13 protein-coding genes are annotated in these 14,302 nt (G+C 72.2%); 6 read left to right on the top strand and 7 right to left on the bottom strand.

What is annotated here, in order from left to right; all coding sequences use genetic code 11:
• Positions 1 to 36: 36 nt before the first annotated feature.
• Entirely contained in the window at positions 37 to 1,320 is a 1,284-nt protein-coding gene (locus AB0F38_RS11450) for a geranylgeranyl reductase family protein (RefSeq protein ID WP_361890221.1), read from the bottom strand.
• A 97-nt stretch (positions 1,321 to 1,417) separates the two neighbouring features.
• Between AB0F38_RS11450 and AB0F38_RS11455 the strand changes: the two genes are divergently transcribed.
• Positions 1,418 to 1,936: a GNAT family N-acetyltransferase gene (locus tag AB0F38_RS11455; protein ID WP_361890689.1), complete on the top strand. Its 519-nt coding sequence runs from the start codon at positions 1,418 to 1,420 to the stop codon at positions 1,934 to 1,936.
• Positions 1,937 to 1,948: 12 nt separating this feature from the next.
• On the opposite strand, the gene AB0F38_RS11460 is transcribed toward AB0F38_RS11455, so the two are convergent.
• The 5 genes from AB0F38_RS11460 to AB0F38_RS11480 all read right to left on the bottom strand — a co-directional run bounded on the left by AB0F38_RS11460 (position 1,949) and on the right by AB0F38_RS11480 (position 7,732).
• Positions 1,949 to 2,641 (bottom strand): demethylmenaquinone methyltransferase, encoded by a 693-nt coding sequence (locus AB0F38_RS11460; RefSeq protein WP_361890224.1) that lies wholly within the window; start codon positions 2,639 to 2,641, stop codon positions 1,949 to 1,951.
• Between the two features lie 189 nt (positions 2,642 to 2,830).
• On the bottom strand, positions 2,831 to 3,472 hold the full coding sequence (locus AB0F38_RS11465) for a hypothetical protein (protein ID WP_361890227.1): 642 nt from the start codon (positions 3,470 to 3,472) through the stop codon (positions 2,831 to 2,833).
• Positions 3,473 to 3,479: 7 nt separating this feature from the next.
• Positions 3,480 to 4,679, bottom strand: a complete 1,200-nt coding sequence (gene mqnC / locus AB0F38_RS11470) for a cyclic dehypoxanthinyl futalosine synthase (RefSeq protein ID WP_361890229.1) — start codon at positions 4,677 to 4,679, stop codon at positions 3,480 to 3,482.
• A gap of 72 nt (positions 4,680 to 4,751) precedes the next feature.
• Positions 4,752 to 6,440, bottom strand: coding sequence for a serine/threonine-protein kinase (locus tag AB0F38_RS11475; RefSeq protein ID WP_361890232.1), 1,689 nt, complete (start codon positions 6,438 to 6,440; stop codon positions 4,752 to 4,754).
• Positions 6,441 to 6,853: 413 nt separating this feature from the next.
• Positions 6,854 to 7,732: a menaquinone biosynthesis protein gene (locus tag AB0F38_RS11480; RefSeq protein WP_361890235.1), complete on the bottom strand. Its 879-nt coding sequence runs from the start codon at positions 7,730 to 7,732 to the stop codon at positions 6,854 to 6,856.
• Positions 7,733 to 8,017: 285 nt separating this feature from the next.
• On the opposite strand from AB0F38_RS11480, the gene AB0F38_RS11485 reads away from it, so the two are divergent.
• From AB0F38_RS11485 to AB0F38_RS11500, 4 genes are all read left to right on the top strand, one after another.
• Positions 8,018 to 8,221 carry a cold-shock protein gene (locus AB0F38_RS11485; protein ID WP_003967102.1) on the top strand — a complete coding sequence of 68 codons (204 nt, stop codon included), beginning with the start codon at positions 8,018 to 8,020 and terminating at the stop codon, positions 8,219 to 8,221.
• Between the two features lie 201 nt (positions 8,222 to 8,422).
• On the top strand, positions 8,423 to 9,256 hold the full coding sequence (locus tag AB0F38_RS11490) for a MerR family transcriptional regulator (RefSeq protein ID WP_361890238.1): 834 nt from the start codon (positions 8,423 to 8,425) through the stop codon (positions 9,254 to 9,256).
• A gap of 177 nt (positions 9,257 to 9,433) precedes the next feature.
• Positions 9,434 to 12,388 carry a BTAD domain-containing putative transcriptional regulator gene (locus tag AB0F38_RS11495; RefSeq protein ID WP_361890241.1) on the top strand — a complete coding sequence of 985 codons (2,955 nt, stop codon included), beginning with the start codon at positions 9,434 to 9,436 and terminating at the stop codon, positions 12,386 to 12,388.
• Positions 12,389 to 12,590: 202 nt separating this feature from the next.
• Complete coding sequence (locus AB0F38_RS11500; protein WP_361890244.1) at positions 12,591 to 12,776, top strand: hypothetical protein; 186 nt, start codon at positions 12,591 to 12,593, stop codon at positions 12,774 to 12,776.
• A 106-nt stretch (positions 12,777 to 12,882) separates the two neighbouring features.
• On the opposite strand, the gene AB0F38_RS11505 is transcribed toward AB0F38_RS11500, so the two are convergent.
• A complete protein-coding gene (locus AB0F38_RS11505; protein ID WP_361890247.1) occupies positions 12,883 to 13,407 on the bottom strand; it encodes a hypothetical protein in 525 nt (174 codons plus the stop codon).
• Positions 13,408 to 13,624: 217 nt separating this feature from the next.
• Between AB0F38_RS11505 and AB0F38_RS11510 the strand changes: the two genes are divergently transcribed.
• The gene (locus AB0F38_RS11510) at positions 13,625 to 14,278 is read left to right on the top strand and encodes a hypothetical protein (protein ID WP_361890250.1); all 654 of its coding nucleotides are present in this window, start codon (positions 13,625 to 13,627) and stop codon (positions 14,276 to 14,278) included.
• The last annotated feature ends 24 nt before the right edge of the window (positions 14,279 to 14,302 follow it).

Raw genomic sequence — 14,302 nt, forward strand, 5'->3', positions numbered from 1 at the left:
CAGCGGCCCCGGACCGGCGCCGGGTCCCCGGGCCGCTCAGGCCTTGGGGGCCACCTTCGAGAGCCCGTTGATGATGCGGTCCATCGCGTCGCCGCCCGTCGGGTCGGTGAGGTTGGCGAGCATCTTCAGTGTGAACTTCATCAGTACGGGGTGGGTCAGACCGCGCTGGGTCGCGATCTTCATGACCTTCGGGTTGCCGATCATCTTCACGAAGGCGCGGCCCAGCGTGTAGTAGCCGCCGTAGGTGTCCTTGAGGATCTTCGGGTAGCCGTGCAGGGCCAGTTCGCGCTGGGCCGGCGTCGCGCGGGCGTGTGCCTGGACGATGACGTCCGCCGCGAGCTGCCCGGATTCCATGGCGTACGCGATGCCTTCGCCGTTGAACGGGTTGACGAGGCCACCGGCGTCGCCGACGAGCAGCAGGCCCTTGGTGTAGTGCGGCTGGCGGTTGAAGGCCATCGGGAGGGCGGCGCCGCGGATCGGCGTCGTCATGTTCTCCGGGGTGTAGCCCCAGTCCTCCGGCATGGAGGCGCACCAGGCCTTGAGGACCTCGCGCCAGTCGAGCTCCTTGAAGGCGGAGGAGGAGTTGAGGATGCCGAGGCCGACGTTGGACGTGCCGTCGCCCATGCCGAAGATCCAGCCGTAGCCGGGCAGCAGCCGGTCCTCGGCGCCGCGGCGGTCCCACAGCTCCAGCCAGGACTCCAGGTAGTCGTCGTCGTGTCGCGGCGACGTGAAGTACGTGCGGACCGCGACGCCCATGGGGCGGTCCTCGCGGCGGTGCAGGCCCATGGCGAGGGACAGCCGGGTGGAGTTGCCGTCGGCGGCGACGACGAGCGGGGCGTGGAAGGTGACCGGGGTCTTCTCCTCGCCGAGCTTGGCGTGGACGCCGGTGATGCGGCCGGTCCGCGCGTCCGTGACCGGGGCGCCGACGTTGCAGCGCTCGTGCAGCCGCGCGCCCGCCTTCTGCGCCTGGCGGGCCAGCTGCTCGTCGAAGTCGTCGCGCTTGCGGACCAGTCCGTAGTCCGGGTACGAGGCGAGATCCGGCCAGTCCAGCTGGAGCCGGACACCGCCGCCGATGATGCGCAGGCCCTTGTTGCGGAGCCAGCCGGCCTCTTCGGAGATGTCGATGCCCATGGAGACGAGCTGTTTGGTGGCGCGCGGGGTGAGGCCGTCGCCGCAGACCTTCTCCCGCGGGAAGGCCGTCTTTTCCAGGAGGAGGACGTCGAGTCCGGCCTTGGCGAGGTAGTACGCGGTCGTGGAGCCGGCTGGGCCCGCCCCGACGACGATCACGTCCGCGCTGTGTTCGGAGAGGGGCTCGGTCACGGTCGGATCTCCCGAAGACTCGAATTCGCGTGCCGCGCGGCACATGTCGCGTGCAGTCTATGGGTGGCTGCTGATCAACCTCCCGAAGGGCTCCCCGATGCCGACCGTGCCTGCTGCGACCCCGTCCGTACATCTGCGCGTCCCGACCGACGAGGACGCACTGGCCTGGCACCGGGTCTTCGACGATCCGGAGGTGATGGAGTTCCTCGGCGGCCGGCGGGCGGAGTTCTCGGTGTACGAGGAGCTGACCGCGCGCCAGCGCAGGCACGACGCGGAGCGCGGCCACTGTCTGTGGACGGTGCTGGACGACGCCGGCGAGGTGCTCGGCTTCACGGGTGCCCAGCCGTGGCCGCACACGTCGTTCGGCCCGGTGGGCGAGACCGAGATCGGCTGGCGGCTGGGCCGGGCGGCGTGGGGCCGCGGCTACGCGACCGCTGCCGCCCGCACCACGCTGGAACGGGTGCGGGAGGCGGGTGTACGGGAGGTCGTGGCGATGATCGACGCACGCAACGAGCGCTCGCTGGCGGTCGCCCGTCGTCTCGGCATGCGGCAGGCCGAGACGTACACGACCCCGGTCTCCCGGCAGACGGCGCACTGCTTCCGGCTGGAGCTGTGAGCCGGCGGCCTCTCAGTCGCGCACGCCCCGGTGCAGGGCGACCACACCGCCCGTGAGGTTGCGCCAGGCGACCTTCGACCAGCCGGCCTTCTGCAGACGGGCAGCGAGGCCGGCCTGGTCGGGCCAGGCGCGGATCGACTCGGCGAGGTAGACGTACGCGTCCGGGTTGCTGCACACCGTCCGGGCGACCGGCGGCAGCGCCCGCATCAGGTACTCGGTGTAGACCCGGCGGAACGGCTCCCAGGTCGGCTGCGAGAACTCGCAGATCACGACCTTGCCGCCGGGCTTCGTCACCCGGTACAGCTCGCGCAGCGCCTGGTCGGTGTCCTGGATGTTGCGCAGCCCGAAGGAGATCGTGACCGCGTCGAAGGTCCCGTCCTTGAACGGGAGTTGCGTGCCGTCGCCCGCGGTGAACGGCATCCACGGGTGGCGCTCCTTGCCGACCCGCAGCATCCCGGTCGAGAAGTCGCAGGGGACCACGTAGGCGCCGGCCCGCGCGAAGGGCTGCGAGGAGGTGGCGGTTCCGGCGGCCAGGTCGAGGATCTTCTGGGCCGGCCGGGCGTCCACGGCCTTCGCGACCTCCTTGCGCCAGAGCCGGGCCTGCCCGAGGGAGATCACATCGTTGGTGAGGTCGTAGTTCGCCGCCACGACGTCGAACATCGAGGCGACTTCGTGCGGCTGCTTGTCCAGGGATGCTCGGGTCACCCTCCCATTCAAGCAGTCCTGCCGCCGGCCGCTCCCGGCGGCTTGACGCGGACGCCGGACCTTTCCGGCCCGGCAGCCCTCCGCAGGAGCACCGGCGGCGAGCGGAACGGCCCCGGCGCCGAGGACGTCCTGGCCGGCCCGCCTCGCCGGCGGCTCGGTGCACCGCGGTCCGGCGGTCCGGGCGGCCTGTCAGCTCGCGCGGAAGACCAGCCGCCCGCCGAGAACGGTAGCGACGCAGCAGGCCGCGCCCGCACCCGCCAGCTCCCCGGCGTCCCGCGCGTCGAACACCGCCAGGTCGGCCGGATCCCCGACGGCCGGCGGTCCCCCGGTGTACGCCCGCAGCTCCGCCGGATCGCGTACGCCCGCCAGCGGGTCGAGGCGGGGCGGGAGGCCCGGGTCCGCCGCGGCGGGCGGGTGCACCCGCAGGCCCGACCGGGACACCGCCAGGCGCACCGAGGGCCGGGTGAACGTCCCGGCGACGGCGGTCGTGCCGTGCCGCAGCATCCGCTGGAGCCCGCGCCGGGCGCTGGCGCCCCACCGGGCGTCGTCCGGCGCGAGTGCGGCGACCGCGTCGCCGGTCAGCGGTTCGGTACCCAGCTCGTCCGCCTCGCGCGGGTCCGGGTGGTAGACGGTCTCCAGCAGGGCCGTCGCCGTGGTGTTCACCAGCCCGGGGGCGATCACACCCGGCCAGCGCCGCACCCGGGCCCGCGGACGGGCCCCGGTCACGTCCACGTACGGGCCGACCGCGACGACGAAGCCGCCGTCCACGGCCACGGAGTCCGCCCCCACGGGGGCACCGAGGACCGCGTCGGCGGCATGGATCGTGAGCACGGAGAGGCTAGTTGGCGTTGAGGAGCTTCAGCTCCGGGTGGGCCGTGCCGCCTGCGAGCGCCGTGGAGGAGATGTGCGAGACGACGCGCTCGTCGACCGGGTCGTTCGCCGGGTCGTCGTGGACGACGAGGTGTTCGTACGTCGTGGCGCGCTGTGCGGGCACCCGGCCCGCCTTGCGGATCAGGTCGATGATCTCCAGGCGGTTCGAGCGGTGCCTGGCACCGGCCGAGGAGACGACGTTCTCCTCCAGCATGATCGAGCCGAGGTCGTCCGCCCCGTAGTGCAGGGACAGCTGGCCGACCTCCTTGCCGGTGGTCAGCCAGGAGCCCTGGATGTGGGCGACGTTGTCGAGGAACAGCCGGGAGATGGCGATCATCCGCAGGTACTCGAAGAGCGTGGCCTGCGTCTGTCCCTTCAGCTTGTTGTTCTCCGGCTGGTAGGTGTACGGGATGAAGGCGCGGAAGCCGCCCGTGCGGTCCTGTACGTCGCGGATCATCCGCAGGTGCTCGATGCGCTCGGCGTTGGTCTCGCCGGTCCCCATCAGCATGGTGGAGGTGGACTCGACGCCGAGGCCGTGGGCGATCTCCATGATCTCCAGCCAGCGCTCGCCGGACTCCTTGAGCGGGGCGATCGCGGTGCGCGGCCGGGCGGGCAGCAGCTCGGCGCCGGCGCCGGCGAAGGAGTCGAGGCCGGCGGCGTGGATGCGCTGGACGGCCTCCTTCGCGGAGACGCCCGAGATGCGCGCCATGTGCTCGATCTCGGAGGCGCCGAGCGAGTGGATGACCAGCTGCGGGAACGCCTTCTTGATCGCGGAGAAGTGCTCCTCGTAGTACTCGACGCCGTAGTCCGGGTGGTGGCCGCCCTGGAACATGATCTGCGTGCCGCCGAGTTCGACGGTCTCCGCGCAGCGGCGCAGGATGTCGTCGAGGTCGCGGGACCAGCCCTTGGCCGTGTCCTTGGGCGCCGCGTAGAAGGCGCAGAACTTGCAGGCCGTGACGCACACGTTGGTGTAGTTGATGTTGCGCTCGATGATGTACGTCGCGATGTGCTCCGTACCGGCGAAGCGACGACGGCGCACCGCGTCCGCGGCTGCCCCCAGTGCGTGCAGCGGTGCCGACCGGTACAGGTCGAGCGCCTCCCGGGGGGAGATCCGCCCGCCTTCGGCGGCGCGGTCGAGGACGGGCTGAAGGTCGGCCTTCTCGGTCACCGGGCTGTCACCTTTCGGCGGTTCTTCTGCGGATCCGCGGACCGATCCAGCCTACGCCAGCCCCCGCCGGGGTCAGCCGCCGGACCGGGTGAGGACACCCTTCGGCGTGCCCGCGGCCTCCTCGTGGGACCGGTAGAGCAGGGTGCTGCCGGAGGTGAGGGTGAAGTCCAGGTCGGACTCGCCGCCCGTGCACAGGGCGCCGTCACGGCTGTCCGGATCGGCGCGTTCGCGGACCTTGAGCACCGTGGGCGTACCGGAGACGAGCCGGCCGACGCTCCTGCAGACGACCTTCGTCCCGAGCACCTCCAGCACGTACGTCAGCCGCACCACGTCCTGGCCCTTCCTCCCTTCGGTGAACACGGCGGTGACGTTGCCGTGCGGCAGACCGCTGCGCTCCGTGGCGGGCCCCTTCCAGGTGCCGGTGAAGGCCTTGGGCAGCGTGCTCACCGAACCGCTGCCGGCCGGGGGCGACTGCTCAGGCCGGGGCGTCCCCGACGGGCCCGCGCTGTGGGTGGCCGCCGGGGGCTGCGCGGCTCCGTCGTTGCTGTGCCCGTCACCACCGCTGCGGAAGAGGCCCTCCAGCGTGCCGGACCCCAGGGTCACCGCGGCGAGCGCTCCGGCGACGGCCAGCGCGACGGTGCAGCTCACCCGCCTGCCCCTTTGCTCCCCGGGCCGGGAGTCGGCGTTCATGGTGACGGCGACGCGGGCGCCGGATCCGCGTACCGCGCCGCCGTCCTCGGTGGCGGGCCCGGTGGACGGCGGTCCGGACGGCGGGGGCGGCAGCGGCGGACCGAACGCACCGAGCGCCGCACTGCCCAGGGACGCGCTGCTGAACGGCACCGGACCCGACTGCACCGGCGCCTCCTGCGGCTCCAGGTCCAGCAGGGCCACCGCCGAGCGGCTGACCTCGCGCACCAGGGGGCCGGGCAGCCATCCCGCGGCCACCAGTGCGGCGGCCCCGCCGGGTGCGAGGGTCCGCGCCAGCTCCGCCGGCGCGGGCCGGTCGCCGGGGTCCTTGGCGAGGCAGGCGGCCACCAACTCGCGCAGCTCGCCCTCCAGCTCCCCCAGCTCGGGTGCCTCGTGCACCACCTTGTAGAGGAGGACGGCGGAGGAGTCGCCCACGAAGGGGGCGCTGCCGGTCGCGGCGTACGCGAGGACCGCGCCCAGGGAGAAGACGTCGGCGGCGCCGGAGATGTCCAGGCCCCGGATCTGCTCCGGCGCCATGTATCCGGGCGAGCCGACCGAGACGCCCGTGGAGGTGAGGGAGACCGTGGCGCCCAGCGCCCGGGCGATCCCGAAGTCGATCAGCCGGGGGCCCTCGAGGGCGAGCAGGACGTTGGAGGGTTTCACGTCCCGGTGGACGAGGCCGTGCGCGTGCACCGCGTCCAGCGCCTCACCGAGGCCGGCGCCCAGGGTCCGTACCGCGTGCTCCGGCAGCGGGCCGTGCCGGGTGACCGCCTCGGAGAGCGGCGGTCCGGCCACGTAGCCGGTCGCCACCCAGGGGATGGGCGCGTCCGGGTCGGCGTCCAGGACCGGGGCCGTCCACTGCGCGCCGAGCCGTCGTGCGGCGTCCACCTCGCGCCGGAACCGGGCACGGAACTGCTCGTCGAGGGCGAAGTGGGGGTGGACGACCTTGACCGCGACGGTACGGCCGCCCGCGCTGCGGCCCAGATAGACCCGGCCCATGCCGCCGGCGCCGAGCCTTCCGATCAGCCGGTAGGCACCGATCGCGTGCGGTTCGCCGGCTTCCAGCGGCTGCATATGGCGTCTCCCCGTGTGAACCCGCGTACCTCCGACCGCAGCCTAGGGCGCCCGGGACATAGGGTCACGAGAAGCCTTATGCCGATTTCGCCCCTAAGGGCACGAAGCATGGTTTTCGCCACTCCGAAAGGCGCAAACACATCGTTCCAGGCGTTCGTCCGCGTTCACCTGCGCGATACCGGAACGCACACCTGATTCGTTCCGGCGTCATCCGCTATTCGATGCCCGGATGCCGGTGACGGGCACCCCGGCCATTCGCCCCCCCTTTCACGGGAACGCGTCGGCAGGGGAATGCCGGGGTCGCCGCCCGGCGGGGGATAAAGGGCCGGCCCGGGAAGGCGCGGGAAGGCGGCGGAACAGTCCGGGATTCATCCGGTCGCGCGGCATTCCCGTCCGGTCCGTGCCGGCAGCTGTCAGCCGCCGAGCAGTTCGACCGTCACGTCCGCCGGGAAGCCGGTCGTCGGGCCGGTCCTGCGGGCGAACTCGCGCACACCGGCCAGCTGGTCCGGACCGAAGCGGAAGTCGAGGGTGGTGAAGTAGCGCTCCAGCACCTCGGCGTCGAAGGCCTCCCAGCGTGCGGCCTGCTCCGCCACCTTGGTGACCTCCTCCAGCGAGACGTCGCGCGAGGCCAGGAACGCCTCGTGGACCTTCTCCACATAGAAGGGGTGCGAGGCCAGGTAGTCCTTGCGGACGGCCCAGACCGCGAAGACGAACGGCAGCCCCGTCCACTCCTTCCACATCTGCCCCAGGTCGTGGACCTGCAGCCCCAGCTTGGGGGCGTCGTGCAGATTGGCGCGCAGCGCGGCGTCACCGATCAGCACCGCCGCGTCGGCCTCCTGCATCATCAGCCCGAGGTCGGGCGGGCAGGTGAAGTAGTCGGGCGTGACGCCGTAGCGCTCGGCCAGCAGCAGCTGGGCCAGCCGTACGGAGGTGCGGGAGGTGGAGCCCAGCGCCACCCGGGCACCGTCGAGCCGGTCGAGCGGCAGCTGGGACACGATCACGCACGACATGACGGGCCCGTCGCAGCCGACCGCGATGTCGGGGAGCGCGACCAGATCGTCGGCGTTGCGCAGGAACTCGACGAGGGTGACGGGGCCGATGTCGAGGTCACCCCTGATGAGCTGCTCGCTGAGTCTCTCCGGGGTGTCCTTCGAGAGCTCCAGGTCGAGCAGGGTTCCGGTCCGCGCCAGGCCCCAGTAGAGGGGGAGGCAGTTCAGGAACTGGATGTGGCCGACGCGCGGCCTGCTGCGACGGTCGTCGCCTTCTACGGGAGAGACGGTTGAATTGTCCACATCGCGAGGCTAGACCCGTGCCCTCCGGCGGGCATCATCGGGGCGCCGGGACGGCTCCCCGGGGCCTTGTCCGTCAGCTCATCGGTGACCCAATCAAACATCCGGGTGAAGTGATCTTTCCCTCTACCGCTCCCCGCGGACTGCGTGCTAGGCTCGCCCGCAAGTTGCAGTTTGGTTTCCCTTGCAGTACAGAGCCTGCGGAGCATGTAACCCGCAGGCTTTTGTAGTTTTCAGACTTGTTTGCAGGTTCTGGAGCAGGGCAACCCTTTGGCCCAAGGAGGGCTTATGGCTACCGGAACCGTCAAGTGGTTCAACGCTGAAAAGGGCTTCGGCTTCATCGCCCAGGACGGCGGCGGCCCGGATGTCTTCGTCCACTATTCCGCGATCAACGCGTCCGGGTTCCGCTCCCTCGAGGAGAACCAGGTCGTGAACTTCGACGTCACTCAGGGACCCAAGGGTCCGCAGGCTGAGAACGTCACCCCGGCCTAGTTGCCCGGGTCGGCCGATCGCGGCCGGCTATGCAGTACCCAAGGAGCCCCGTTCACCCGCCCCGGCGGAGGAACGGGGCTCCTGCCTTTCCCGGATCACCGCGGCACCGGACACGGGACTCGGGACACGGGCAGACCGGACTACCGGCACAGCCGGGAGCTTGACCTTCACACCGTGTGAAGCCGTGCAGTGGGAGCCATCATGTTCACCATCGGAGACTTCGCCCGGTACGGGCGGGTGTCGGCCCGGATGCTGCGCCACTACGACGCCGTCGGGCTCCTGCACCCGGACCGTACCGACCCCGCCACCGGATACCGCTACTACGGCGCCGCCCAGTTGGCCCGTCTCAACCGCATCATCGCGCTCAAGGATCTCGGTTTCACGCTCCAGCAGGTGCGGGCCGTCCTCGACGAGCAGGTGGGAACGCGGGAGCTGCGCGGCATGCTGCGCCTGCGGCGTGCGGAGCTGGAGGCCGCCATGACCTCGGCGGCGGCCCGGCTGGCACAGGTCGAGGCGAGGCTCCGGTCCATCGAGAGCGAGGGACACATGCCCACGGAAGACGTCGTGATCAAGCGGGTTCCGGCGGTCCGGGTCGCCGGACTGACCGGCACCGCCGCGAGCTACCGGCCGCAGGACATCACTCCGGTGATCGGCCCGCTGTACGAGAAGCTGTTCGCGCTGCTCGACGCGGCGGGGGTCCGCCCGTCCGGGCCGGGCATCGCCCGGTACGAGGACGACCCGGCCGGCGCCGGCGCGGTCACCGTGCACGCCGGTGTGACGGTCTCCGGGGCGGCGGCACCGCCCGCACCGCTCGGGGACACCGGGATCATCGTGGCCGAGCTGCCCGCGTTCGAGGCGGCGACGATCGTCCACCGGGGCCCGATGGACGGCGTCCTGGCGACCGAGCAGATTCTGGCCCGCTGGATCGACGTGCACGGACACCGGCCGGCGGGGTACTCCCGGGAGGTCAGCCTGGAGTGCCCGCAGGACCGGGAGAAATGGGTGACGGAGCTCCAGCAGCCGCTCATGATCTGACGCCGTGTCATCATCTGTACGGGCCCTCGCCCCCGAATCGTTGTCGAGGGCCTGTGCAGAGGAACACCCAGTGCTGACGAGTCCGCCTGTGACAGGGCAGACTGTTGTGCTCGGTACGAGGCAGGGCACAGAGCGGGTTCAGCAGCACCGGCGGGGCAAGCAGGACAGGGGGCATCAATGGACGGCGACAACGGACCTGTGCGCGTGCCGGACCAGCGCGCACCACGGGAACGCGCGGCCGGCGGCGAACTGCGCTTCGAGGTGCTCGGACCGGTACGCGCCCGGCGCGGCGGCCAGGTGCTCCCGTCCGGGTCGCCGCAGCAACGGGCCCTGCTGGCCGCCCTGCTCCTGCGCGACGGCCGCACGGCCACCGCGGCCGAGCTCATCGACGCCCTCTGGGGCGACGACCCTCCGTCCCAGGCCCTGGCGACGGTCCGCACGTACGCCTCCCGGCTCCGCAAGATCCTCGGCCAGGACACCCTGGTCAGCGAGTCCGGCGGCTACGCGGTCCGTATCCACCGCGAGGCCCTCGACCTCACCCACGCCCAGGACCTCGCCGCCGAGGCGGAGAAGGCACGCAGCGGCGGGGACCGCTGCCAGGCCCGCACCCTGATCAACAAGCTCCTCGGGCTGTGGGACGGCCCGGCGCTCGCCTCCGTCCCCGGCCCGTACGCGGACAACCAGCGCAGCAGCCTGGAGGAGTGGCGCCTGCAGCTCACGGAGACCCGGCTCGACCTCGACCTGGAGGTCGGCTGTCACGCGGAGGCGGTCTCCGAACTGACCGCGCTCACCGCGGCGCACCCCCTGCGCGAACGGCTGCGCGAGCTGCTGATGGTCGCCCTGTACCGCAGCGGCCGGCAGGCCGAGGCGCTCGCGGTGTACGCGGACACCCGCAGGCTGCTCGCCGAGGAGCTGGGGGTCGACCCGCGTCCCCAACTGGCCCAGCTCCAGCAGCGGATCCTGCAGGCCGACGAGGATCTGGCGCGCCCCGCCGACGAGCCCGCCCCGGCGCCCGCGCCGCTGCGCCCCGCCCAGCTCCCCGCCACCGTGCCGGACTTCACGGGCCGTGCCTCCTTCGTGCGCGAGCTGGGCGACCGGCTGGCGGCCTCCGAGGGCTCCGTCATGGCGGTCTCCGCACTGGCCGGCATCGGCGGCGTCGGCAAGACGACCCTCGCGGTGCACGTCGCCCACCAGGCCCGCCCGCACTTCCCGGACGGCCAGCTGTACGTGGACCTCCAGGGCGCGGGCGCCAGGGCAGCGGAGGCGGAGACCGTCCTCGGCTCGTTCCTGCGTGCCCTGGGCACCCCTGACTCCGCGATCCCGGACTCCCTCGACGAACGGGCCGCGCTCTACCGCTCCACCCTGGACGGCCGCCGCGTCCTGGTCCTCCTGGACAACGCCCACGACGCGGCCCAGATCCGCCCGCTGCTGCCCGGTACGACGGGCTGTGCGGCGCTGGTGACCAGCCGGATCCGCATGGTCGACCTGGCGGGCGCGCACCTGGTGGACCTGGACGTCATGTCCCCCGAGGAGGCCCTCCGGCTCTTCACCCGGATCGTCGGCGCGGAACGCGTCACCTCCGAGCGCGAGGCGGCCCTGGACGTGGTGGCCGCCTGCGGCTTCCTGCCGCTGGCCATCCGTATCGCCGCCTCCCGGCTGGCCGCTCGCCGGACCTGGACGGTCTCGGTCCTGGCCGCGAAGCTCGCCGACGAGCGCCGCCGGCTGGACGAGCTCCAGGCGGGCGACCTCGCGGTGAAGGCCACCTTCGAGCTCGGCTACGGCCAGCTGGAGCCCCAGCAGGCCCGTGCCTTCCGCCTCCTGGGCCTGGCGGACGGACCGGACATCTCCCTCGCCGCGGCGGCCGCCCTCCTGGATCTGGAGCCCCACACGGCGGAGGACCTGCTGGAGGCCCTGGTCGACACCTCCCTCCTGGAGTCGGCCGCGCCCGGCCGCTACCGCTACCACGACCTGGTGCGCCTCTACGCGCGTGCGTGCGCGGAACGGGACGAACAGCTGCCGGGGGAGCGGGAGACGGCCCTGTCGCGTCTGCTGGACTTCTATCTGGCGACCGCGGCGGGGGTGTACGCGCTGGAGCGGCCGGGGGACCGGCTCGCGGACCACCGGGAACCCACTCAATACGCCGGTCTCACCTTCGCCGACCGGCACGACGCGCAGGACTGGCTCTACACCGAGGCCAACTCCCTGCTGGCCTGCGTGCGTCAGTCCTCCGGCCGGGCCACGCTCCGCCGCGCGGTCGATCTGCTCTGGGCGGCCAAGGACCTGGCGGAGTCCGGGGCGAACTCCAAGCAGTACGAGACCGCGGCGACCGCCGTGCGTGAGCTGGCGCGCGAGATGGGCGACGACCGGGCGGAAGGGCGTGCCCTCACCACCTTGACCAATGTGCGGCTCGTGGCAGGCCGGTTCGACCAGGCCGAGCGGGACGCCCAGCGTGCCATGGTGCTCGCACGAGCCGCCGACGATCCGCTGCCGAACTGCTGGGCCCCCAACGACCTGGGGATCATCGCGCTCTATCAGAACCGCCACTCCGACGGGGAGGCGTACCTCCGGCAGGCCATCACGAACTTCCGGGCCGACGAGAACCGGCCCGGCGAGGCCAGCGCCCTGTGCAACCTCTCGCGTATCCATCTCGCGATGGGCCGTACCTCCAGCGCGGTGACCCTGGCCCAGCAGGGCATCGACATCTACGACGGCATGGGCCACGCCCTGCGCGGTGCCAACGGCCGGTACGCGCTGGGGCTGGCTCTCACCCAGCTCGGGCATCTCGCCGACGCCGCGGAGCGGCTCGCGGAAGCCCTGGCGGTCTTCCGTGACAGCAGGCAGCGGCTCTGGGAAGGCATGACGCTCTTCCGTCTGGCCGAGGTGGACCTGGCGGCACGCGTACCGGCGCAGGCGGCGGTCAAGGCCGAGCAGGCGCTCGCGGTCCTGCGGGGGATCGGCGGGGAGTGGCGGCGGGGCAACGTGCTCACGGTGCTCGGGAAGGCTCTGCGCGACATCGGCCAAGCGGGCCGGGCCCAGGTCTGCTGGCACGAGGCTCTGGTGATATACGAGGGCCTCGGCTCACCCGAGGCAGCAGAGGTGCGCACGCTGCTGACGCCCGCGGCCGCCGCCTGACGGTGCCGCGCGAGGCGTTCATCGTTCGTTTATCACGACCCGGCACTCTCGTCCTTGTCGATCCGTCGCGTCGGGGGGCAGGCGGGCCGGCACACGCCGCAGGGATAGGTTGAGCGGCCATGAAGGCCCGCCCGGGGACCCACGGGGGAGTTGCCGGGCGGGCCCGCCGAACGCAGATCAGCAATTCAGGGAGCTGAAGACGATGACTGACGCAAAGAAGAAGACCGTCGACGCCAAGCCGCTCGACAACCACGCCACCGGCGAAGAGGTGACGACGCTGGGCGACAACCACGCGACGGGTGGCGAGGTCAGGCTGCTGGACAACCACGCGACCGGTGGCGAGGCCAGGCTGCTGGACAACCACGCGACGAGCGAGCCGGCCAACTAGACCTCACCCGCGGGGGAACGGCCGCGGCGGCGCGGAGGGGGCGCCGTCGCGGCCGCCGCATGTCCGCGCGGGCTCGGGCCCCGCTGCCGCACCGCGGCCGGACCTGTCAGTAGCTGAGTTCCGCCGTGACCAGGCAGCGCTTCACACGGGACACCGAGCGCGGGCTGTCCATGCGGACCACCACGGTCTTCGCCTCGTCGTGGTCGAGCTCGACCGTGGCCTCGCCCGTGTCGACGGTCAGGCCGCTCGCGTCGACGAACGTCACGTCCACGTCGTAGGTGTGCGTGCCCGACGCGGTCGAGCGGATCTCCACCGTCGACGAGGTCACCGCCTTGCGCTTGCCCTTGCGGGGCTGGGCGCAGCGGATGACACGGGCGACGGGTGCGGCCGAGGCGGTCGTGCCGGGTGTCGCGTACGTGTCGCCGCCCGAGGAACTCGACGAGCTGTCGTAGTCGTCGTTGTCGTAGTCGTGGTAGCTGCCGTTGCTCTTCTCCGAGTTGGAGCAGCCGCCGCCCGAGCCGCTGCTCTTCCCGCTGCGGCCCTTGCCTCCGCTGCTGGAGGTCGAGAATCCGGTGAGCGCGAGCACCGCCACGACCAGAACCGCTGCGAACCTGATCCGTCGCCGCATCATCGTTGCAGCCCCCTTGTCGTTGTCGGCTCTCCTCGGCCCTCGCGCGGCCGCGCGGCACCGTGACGCACAGTTTCTCCCGTCCTGACCCCCGGCCCGGTCATGACCCTGTCACAGTCTGGTCATGGTCTCCGGATGGCAGGGGAGATCGGCCCGGCGTAGCGTCGGACCGGGGAGCGGTGCAGTTCCGTGCGTGGCGCGCAGGCCCGGGAGGCCGACCATGATCCGCAATGTCCTCGGCTCCGTCGTCGCTCTGCTGGGTGCGGCGGCAGCCGTACAGAGCCCCTTCCGCGGCTGGTACGACGACCGCCTCGGGCGGGACTACCGCGTCCAGGACCTGTTCGAGGGCATCAGCGACGCGTCGGCCGCCGTGCTGGGCTCCATCCTGCTGCCGTTCCTGTTCGCCGCCCTGGTGGCCCTGGTGGGCGTGGTGCTGCGTGCGCGCTGGGTGGTGGCCGTGGCGGGGCTGATCGTGCTCGGGTTCACCGGGCTGTGGATGGTCCGGCAGGGTCAGGCCGCCGGCGGCCTGACCGTCGACGGCGACGGTTCGGGGCTCGGGTGGGGCGTGGCGCAGGCGCTGGCGGGCGGGGTGCTGCTCCTGCTGGGAGCGCTGCTGATGTCCGGGCGGGGCGTACGGAGGAGGCACGGGGCCGATCCGTACCCCGTGCCGACCGACGCCCATCCCGACACCTGGCCCCCGACGCAGGAGCCGGGGCCGTCGGCGCAGACTTCGCCGCTGCCGGAGCCGGAGGCAGATCCGTACACGGGTCCGGGTCCGGGACAGCACCGGGCCCCGCGGTCCGACGAGGACACGGCCCCGTACCCGGTGGTGCCGGACGAGGACCGCGACCGCTACCACCCGCCGCACCCCTGAGGCGCTCCCCCGCCCGGGCGGGCG

Source organism: Streptomyces sp. NPDC025273 (assembly GCF_040638585.1).
GTDB lineage: Bacteria > Actinomycetota > Actinomycetes > Streptomycetales > Streptomycetaceae > Streptomyces > Streptomyces cinereorectus.

Excerpts from the sequence above, each read along its gene's own strand:
- AB0F38_RS11485 (WP_003967102.1), top strand. The coding sequence starts at position 8,018 with ATGGCTACCGGAACCGTCAAGTGGTTCAACGCTGAAAAGGGCTTCGGC.
- AB0F38_RS11500 (WP_361890244.1), top strand. The coding sequence starts at position 12,591 with ATGACTGACGCAAAGAAGAAGACCGTCGACGCCAAGCCGCTCGACAAC.
- AB0F38_RS11475 (WP_361890232.1), bottom strand. The coding sequence starts at position 6,440 with ATGCAGCCGCTGGAAGCCGGCGAACCGCACGCGATCGGTGCCTACCGG.
- AB0F38_RS11490 (WP_361890238.1), top strand. The coding sequence starts at position 8,423 with ATGTTCACCATCGGAGACTTCGCCCGGTACGGGCGGGTGTCGGCCCGG.
- AB0F38_RS11495 (WP_361890241.1), top strand. The coding sequence starts at position 9,434 with ATGGACGGCGACAACGGACCTGTGCGCGTGCCGGACCAGCGCGCACCA.
- AB0F38_RS11455 (WP_361890689.1), top strand. The coding sequence starts at position 1,418 with ATGCCGACCGTGCCTGCTGCGACCCCGTCCGTACATCTGCGCGTCCCG.
- AB0F38_RS11510 (WP_361890250.1), top strand. The coding sequence starts at position 13,625 with ATGATCCGCAATGTCCTCGGCTCCGTCGTCGCTCTGCTGGGTGCGGCG.
- AB0F38_RS11505 (WP_361890247.1), bottom strand. The coding sequence starts at position 13,407 with ATGATGCGGCGACGGATCAGGTTCGCAGCGGTTCTGGTCGTGGCGGTG.